Raw genomic sequence first — 7,164 nt, forward strand, 5'->3', positions numbered from 1 at the left:
GAACAAAATGACGAAAGCAGGTATGCCTGAAAGCGTGCGTATTGCCTGAAAACACAACCCGCTACGGGGGAGACTTACCCGAAATCTGATTTATTCAACAAAGCCCATAGGAACCACTCAGAGTAACGTCGAGATTAATTCCCCCTGCGCCTGGAGTTCCCACGGTCACCAGGTCGGTCAATACCCGGCTTTCGTTTGTGAGAACCACTCGCCCGCTGGCGTCCCAGAACGCTATTCCCCACTTTGGCAAAGGCTGAGGAAAGACGGCGAAAACGTACACAGTCAGGGTGAATGTTTTTGAACCTGTATAACCTGCTGGAGTTGATGCGGAGGCGCTTATTACGCTTCCATTTCTGCGAACCCCCAAATATACAGCCTGAGACGGCCCTGACACACGACAGAACGCAATGGCCGGATAAGAGGGGTCGACAGGAATATCTATTGCTGCACTACCGTTTGTGTTGGAAGCAACTTCAGAACGATTATAGAGACAAAAAGGAGTGGAATATGGCGTCACAAAAGGATTGCCATTGTCCATTAATATATAAGCACCATAATCAGCCATTAAGCTGGCTCCATAAAAACGACAAGTTCACAGGCGGATGAGGGGTAATTACCGATGCCAGCTGTATTAGCAGGCGTCACGGTAATAGTGTTGCCAGTTGCCTCTATATGCCGCCCAACAGAGGTAGTGCCTTGATCGAGCGAAACAACAAAGCCAACCTTATAGCCAGGCGGAACAGTAAAACTCCAGGAACCTGAATTTTGTGTGTAAGCGAGTTGAATTCGTCCGACAACAGATACAGGCTTAATACCATAATTGTTCGGATTGCCATTGGCATCCCACGTCTGAATGCCCCACGTCATTAAAATACTCCTGTAAGTTTACCAATCTGTACGCGGAGGACGCCGTTCGCATCCCTGATGCTGTCCGTTACATTCGTGGTCTTTCTTGCGCCCTCCCCGTCGCTGCCGTAGTTTTCCCAGGTACCTCCTTTATCCAGTTTCCACCCGGACTGCCCGGAAACATAATTGTTGGACTCGATGAAGTTGCCGATTTTGGCATTGGTGATCGTGCCATCCTGAATAAACGCTGAGCTGATAAAGACCTGTCCATTAACCACAGCGAACGGCGAATACTGGGTATCGCCACTGCCACTCATCAGCACGAACTGGTTAGCGTTGAAACCTACTCGGGTAACAATCGGCTGCCCTGCCTGCGCCAGAACGGCAATCGACATCCCGGCGTTATACATGATGCCGTTTATCCTCACGCCTGTTTTGAGGGTGTAGATAGCGGAAGCGCCAGAAGCATCAACGACGGCGGTAAGTTTGTCCTCCAGTGCTGCAGTAACATCATCAATCTGCGCCTGCACCTGCGTTGACAATTCGGCCATTGCATTATCAACTTCAGCAATCGTCGTTTTAACCACCAGAATATCGGCACGCACTTCTCCGTATTGTGCCCACTGGTGCTCAACAGTTCCGTGGTTCGCCAGGGCGTTCTGCAGTATTCCCTCAATGTTGGTATCGATGTCACCAGTTAGGCGTTCTCCGTCTGCAGAGGTTAGGAAATCATCTGCGATATCTCCCAGATAATCATCGGCGTTATCGTTAGACATCCCCCTGATCCAGTCAGTATACCCGGACTCGTTACCCGTTCTGTCGACCAGCTGCGCGCGGTACCAGAATTCCTGCCCTGCTTTAAGCCCGAGCTGAGTATATTCAGCGGAAGGATAAGGAACGTCAGACAGCAAAAGAGGATCTGAAAAGTCACTGTTGGCAGTGTACTGAATTTCCGTTTTTAGCGTATCGCCGGTGTTTGCCGGGAAACCCCAGTTAAGACGAATCCCCCAGTTAATGCCCGTGGCCGTGAATCCTACTGGCTTAGGCGGATTACCTACTTTGCCGGTCAGTGTCTTCTCTTCTGAATATCCCCATCCTGAGGAAATTTCAGCGGCATTAATTGCGCGCACGCGCACCAGGTAGCGCCCGGCATAAATCCCCGGGACGTCAAATGACGTGGTGGAGCTGCGAGGCATGTTCACCCAGTTTCCGTCGTTGCGGCGCCACTGCCCCTCATAGGCGATAGCGTTCTGCGCCTGGTCCCAGCTGACGCGCATGGTCTCGACGCTGATATTCTGCTGAACAACAGAAAACGAGCTGATCACGATGTTAGCTGGCGGGGACTGATTACCAGGAGGTATTACACTTATTGGCCGCTGGTCGATAATCGCGCCAGTATCGATACGGGCATATTTATCCGGATCGTGCCATGCGGCGGTGATCGAGAAGGTTCCATTATCATTATCGCTTACGCTGACAACGCGATACTGCTGAGCGTAAAGCTCGTCAGATTCAACCACCCAAACAGCTTCAGCCTGTGGCGTCTCACTGTATGCCGTGGTGACTGTGACTGATTCACCGTTCACGGCCTGAATGGTCCTGCTCTGCGACGCCCCGGAAGGTAGGTTGAGAATAAGGCGATCACCTGCTGTCGCATCTGCCACGCGGTCAAGTTTGATAACGCGACCGTTAACGGCGCTGATGCGTCCGCCCATAACCTTTCCGGAAAGCAGCTCGTCTGCCACGGCTATGATATACCCCGGCTGCGGAATGTTGCCGTCCAGCCCGACATCAAACGAAACAACGCGATCCTTGTTGTTGGTGAGAATCCCCCAGCGCCCCTTTCGGTTTGCTTCAGACTGCCTGGTACAGCCGATGGCTGTCATTTCCAGTTGATTGAAACCGTACCGCGCCACCAGCGCCTGCTCAAATACCGGCTCCATCGCGTCGGCGTAAGCATTACCGGGATCAGACCATGATACCAGCGCTGTGGTGTAGCGGCTTTTCGTGGTGCTGCTCGAATAGGTGAAGCGACCGCCAACAACGTTAGCGCGCGTGTAGCTGTAATCAACATCGCGCGGCATGTCAGCCAGGGCCACAATCTGATCACCGCCCCAGTAGGTCATGCCACGGAAGATAGCGGCAAAATCTCGCAGGACTGTGTAGGCGTCGTTCCGGTCCTGAATGTACACGTTGCAGGTATAACGTGGTTCGGTACCGTTGCCCCCTTTGCCGTCTGGTACCATCTGATCACAATACTGAGCAACCTGATACAGCGTCCATTTATCGATATTCGCAGCAGTCAAACGGTGACCGAGGCCGAACCGGTCAGAAACAACCAGATCGTAAAAAATCCACGCCGGGTTATCCGTCCATGCCCACTTAAACGCACCGGTCCATGTCCCGCTGTACGCTCTTGTTTCGGGGTCATAGTTATCTGGCACACGAATAACACGCCCGCGAGGCTCGCAGGAGATCTGCGGGATAGAGCCGTTAAACTGGCTGGAATCGAATTCGATGTAGAGTAGCGCTGTGTTGGGATAGCGTAACTTGGCGTCAATCACCTCGGTGAAGCTCTGCAGCGTCATCGTGTCGCCGATCTTCGCGCTGTTGGCGTCAGAGGTAATCTTACGCAGGCGGATTGTCCAGGTGCTGCCAGCCTGCGGTAAATCGATACGGTGGCTGCGCTCATAACCAGACGTCGTTTTGCCGGTCACGCTGGTATTGAGTACCGTCTGCCATGTGCCGCCGTCCGTCTGCAGGTCAATCGCATAATTAACCGAGTAACCCACCAGATCGCCATCGTCCTCCTGTTTGAAAAGCGAGGGCCATTTCAGGCGTAAACGAACCGCCGAAAGCTGTGTATTGGTGAAGGTTCGTGTCCACGCTGTAGCGCTCGTTACCTCGGTTCCCACGCTGATTTCGTTTTCGGTACCGGGAATGCCCTGAATGTACTTCTGGGCCTGTGTACCCGCGCGAAATTCCCACGTAACGCCGCTGAAGTTTTGGGAGCCGTCGGCGTTCTCCAGCGCCGTTCCGTCCAGGTAGATATCCTTCCCGGTGAGCTGTCCAGCAAACTCCCCTTCCCCAAGCGCAACGAGGATCTTTGCCTTCGCTACAGATTGCAGATCATCAGGCTGTTCGGTAGGAGTTCGGGAACTGGAGCTCCCCCCTTTTCGTCCGGTAATTTTATTCGCCATATCGCGCCCATAAAAAAAGCCACCCGAAGGTGGCTTGTAAAAAGGTTTGTTATCTACTGCTGATCTTCGACATAAATTCCGGCAGAAATAATCGCTCCGCCTATCCGCCGGCGGCCATATAGGAGCGGTACCGGATAGCCTTGCGCCGCGGTATTTGTTACACCACCGAATGCGTAGGATGCTCGGTTATCTGCGCTTTGTTTGCTTGCCAGACCTGCAGGTTGAGGAGATAGCATTTGGACGACGCCACCAAGGATCAGAGCGCCACCAGCCTGATAGAAAAATGGTGAAGCTCCAGCAAAAGGCGTGAAATTTAATACCACCCCAACGGCCACCAATACAGCACCTAAAATAGTTTGTAATACACCTGCTTTTTTACTTCCAATCGGCACTGGAACGATTCTTATAACCTCACCCCTGACAGGAAATCCTAATTCATCAACGCCAATATTTTTCTTCCCGCGAAAAACCGCATAAGAAAGCCCTCTTTGTTTACTTGTATTCATGAATTTTTCGAAACCATTAATCGTAGCTGATAAGGCTTTGCAAGCTTCTTTGGTTGTGCTTATTGAGCGATGATGTGTTTTACCAAAAGTCTTTCCCAGAACGCCGCCAAGTTCAATGCGAGTCATTACATCTGACATGAATCACCCCAATAAAAAAGCCACCCGAAGGTGGACTTTTCCTGTTAAATATCAGCTCTAATTTATCGACATCGGGAGTATATCTACATTCCCACTTTGATCGATAAATATCCTTAAAACTCGAGGAGTGTTTTCTTTTATTGAAAACTCCCGTTCTTTTTTAGGTGCACCATTACATAGGCCTTTCCCGGCAAACCCAGCCCCAATCAATACATCGCCAGGGTTTAAGTAAGCAGTGACTTTTTCCCCTGTATCAAGTTCAGCCAAATATTTACCATTGATATAGGTTGTTATAGCGCATCCACCAGCAACGAAACCTTTATCGCGAATGATTGTTACGGCAGTTGTGTTTGTTGACTGTTGAAATTCTTTCGGTGCAGACACTTCTTTTGCATACTGCGGGAGAACTGGCTCAGTCGAACAACCAGCCAAAATTAACAACGAAAATGCCAATAATGATTTTTTCATATCCCTATCCCCTTTGGTTTTGCAAAAGGTTAGCACAGAGATTTGTAACGTAAAATCTTCATCGTCCTTTCCTGCCAGTAGCCACCATACGGCACCCGCTGGCTCAAATGTCCATACAGGTGGTGCAGCAGCATGTTGCCCTCCAGCAGGATCCCCGCATGATTCCACTTATCGGCCTGAACCTGCATGATCACCATATCGCCTGGCTGCGGGGGCCCGTCGAACTCTCTGAAACCGCACTCGTACCAGCAATCCTGATAGAAGTTGTCCGGATAATCGTTTTCCCACCAGGGATAATCCACCCGATAATCGTGGAGCTCGATACCATGCGTTTGCCGGAAATAGCTCATTACCAGCCCCCAGCAGTCGAAGTGGCCAAGCACAAACGGACGCTCCAGCAGTGGCAGTTCCCCACGCGGCTGGATGGTGCGTAAATCCCCCTCCGGCCAGCTCACAATATGCCAGGGTAAAAGCGTTGCGTCGCATTGCGCTTTATCCAGTTCGCTCGGTTGGGTTGTGGCGTCAGGGTGACTGTGAACGATGGCGATCACCGTACCCCAGTCCTCAGCAACTGCGTAATCTTCCGGGCAGAGGACAAAATTGTCCTCCGGCGCCTCGGCAAGATTTCGGCAGGGGAAGTACCGCTCAACACGGCTTTTCTGCGCCACCACGCCGCAGCACTCGCGAGGATATTCAGCTGCAGCATGCGCCATAATGGCATCAATGGTTTTCTGCCGCATATCAGCTCCTGATCAAAGACGTGCCAGGGAACCCACCAAACGAGAGCTCGTTATTTTCACCGAACCGAAGTTTGCAGGCCGTCAGCGTGCCGTTGCATTCATCAAGCGACGGATCGCTTACGGGGTTGTTGTTTTTGTCGAAATAGTTGGTCCCGGCATAATCGCAGCCGTCGCCGGTGCGATACTTGTTCCGGATGCACCAGGTGCACAGGGAATGAAGCTGCCGCGTCGGGATCATTTGCCCCTGTAGGTCCATCGGGCTGGATAGCGTGAACTCAACCACTTCGTTGGTTTCACTGCTCTTTGCATCGATGTAGAAAACCTTCAGCTTTTCCTGGGTCGGGTCAGCTGTTGGATTGCCGCCGGAAAAGTTAATCGCGTCAAGATATTTGCCCAGCGTGTCATGGATTGTCACTTTCGCCTGCAGCATATCGTCATAAGCCAGACAAAGAGCCGTAATGGAGCTATCAAGGTTAGCCACTGATAATTTTGGCTGAGCGCTACTTCCACTGGTAGATGCCTCGATCCCCTCAATTTGACAGGGCCAGGCTTTATACTCCTCACCCTGCCACCAGATTGATTTAGCCGGGAGATTATTTTCGTCTCCCCCTGCAGCGACAATTTCCGCCTCAGTATGGGCCAGGTTGTAGCTGTGAAATCTAAGCACCTCGCCTGTACCAAAGGCCGTTCCATCGACCTCATAAAGCCTGACTGCATCGCCGGGCTCAAGCTTCTGATAATCTGCATTGAGACTCATGGTTTGAATGCCTGTTGGAAAGTTGCGGAAAGGGAGTAGTTCTCACCGCCCATCGGTGTGGGCTTATACTCGGCACAACGATATAAGCCGAGCTGCTCAAGCGGTGGTTTCCACTGAAACGCTTTTGTACCTCCATGCCTGTCAAGAAAGGTTTTTATCGACTGAATGTATTCCTCAGTTCCAACAAAATTCATTTCCCATTGTTGGCTACGAGGATTGATACCGTCGCCAGAAATCTGCTCGTAACCATCCCCAAACTTAGCGCTTCTTGTCCTGAACGAAACGGTTTGCGTCGGGCTAACTCTGGGGCTCCAGGAGAAGGTTTCGATAGCCATGTTTATCGGGTTCCTTTCATTGCATTCCAGATATCACCACCAGGGCGGAGTCTGTACATAAATTTGTGTAATTGCCTGATTTTGATATGTTCAATCCAACATCAAAAGCAGGTTAATTTATGGACGAAAAACAGTTGCAGGCTCTGGCTAACGAACTGGCCAAAAATCTCAAAA

At 51.2% G+C, this 7,164-nt stretch carries 8 protein-coding genes; all 8 read right to left on the minus strand.

The window, feature by feature from the left end; genetic code table 11:
* Positions 1 to 94 precede the first annotated feature (94 nt).
* The 8 genes from ACWYRJ_RS19935 to ACWYRJ_RS19970 are packed head-to-tail and all read right to left on the minus strand — an operon-like array spanning position 95 to position 6,990.
* On the minus strand, positions 95 to 565 hold the full coding sequence (locus tag ACWYRJ_RS19935) for a hypothetical protein (protein WP_455508488.1): 471 nt from the start codon (positions 563 to 565) through the stop codon (positions 95 to 97).
* Positions 565 to 867, minus strand: a complete 303-nt coding sequence (locus ACWYRJ_RS19940) for a hypothetical protein (RefSeq protein WP_100170069.1) — start codon at positions 865 to 867, stop codon at positions 565 to 567. Before ACWYRJ_RS19940 ends, ACWYRJ_RS19935 begins: the two co-directional genes overlap by 1 nt.
* A complete protein-coding gene (locus ACWYRJ_RS19945; RefSeq protein WP_455508489.1) occupies positions 867 to 4,046 on the minus strand; it encodes a host specificity protein J in 3,180 nt (1,059 codons plus the stop codon). Before ACWYRJ_RS19945 ends, ACWYRJ_RS19940 begins: the two co-directional genes overlap by 1 nt.
* 53 nt (positions 4,047 to 4,099) lie before the next feature.
* On the minus strand, positions 4,100 to 4,690 hold the full coding sequence (locus ACWYRJ_RS19950; RefSeq protein ID WP_455508490.1) for a tail assembly protein: 591 nt from the start codon (positions 4,688 to 4,690) through the stop codon (positions 4,100 to 4,102).
* Positions 4,691 to 4,747: 57 nt separating this feature from the next.
* Positions 4,748 to 5,158, minus strand: coding sequence for a hypothetical protein (locus tag ACWYRJ_RS19955; RefSeq protein WP_198887522.1), 411 nt, complete (start codon positions 5,156 to 5,158; stop codon positions 4,748 to 4,750).
* A gap of 29 nt (positions 5,159 to 5,187) precedes the next feature.
* Entirely contained in the window at positions 5,188 to 5,898 is a 711-nt protein-coding gene (locus tag ACWYRJ_RS19960) for a C40 family peptidase (protein ID WP_455508491.1), read from the minus strand.
* A gap of 1 nt (position 5,899) precedes the next feature.
* Positions 5,900 to 6,655, minus strand: coding sequence for a phage minor tail protein L (locus ACWYRJ_RS19965; RefSeq protein WP_058679261.1), 756 nt, complete (start codon positions 6,653 to 6,655; stop codon positions 5,900 to 5,902).
* Positions 6,652 to 6,990 (minus strand): phage tail protein, encoded by a 339-nt coding sequence (locus ACWYRJ_RS19970; RefSeq protein WP_058691597.1) that lies wholly within the window; start codon positions 6,988 to 6,990, stop codon positions 6,652 to 6,654. Before ACWYRJ_RS19970 ends, ACWYRJ_RS19965 begins: the two co-directional genes overlap by 4 nt.
* Positions 6,991 to 7,164 lie beyond the last annotated feature (174 nt).

This window comes from Enterobacter sp., assembly GCF_977039595.1.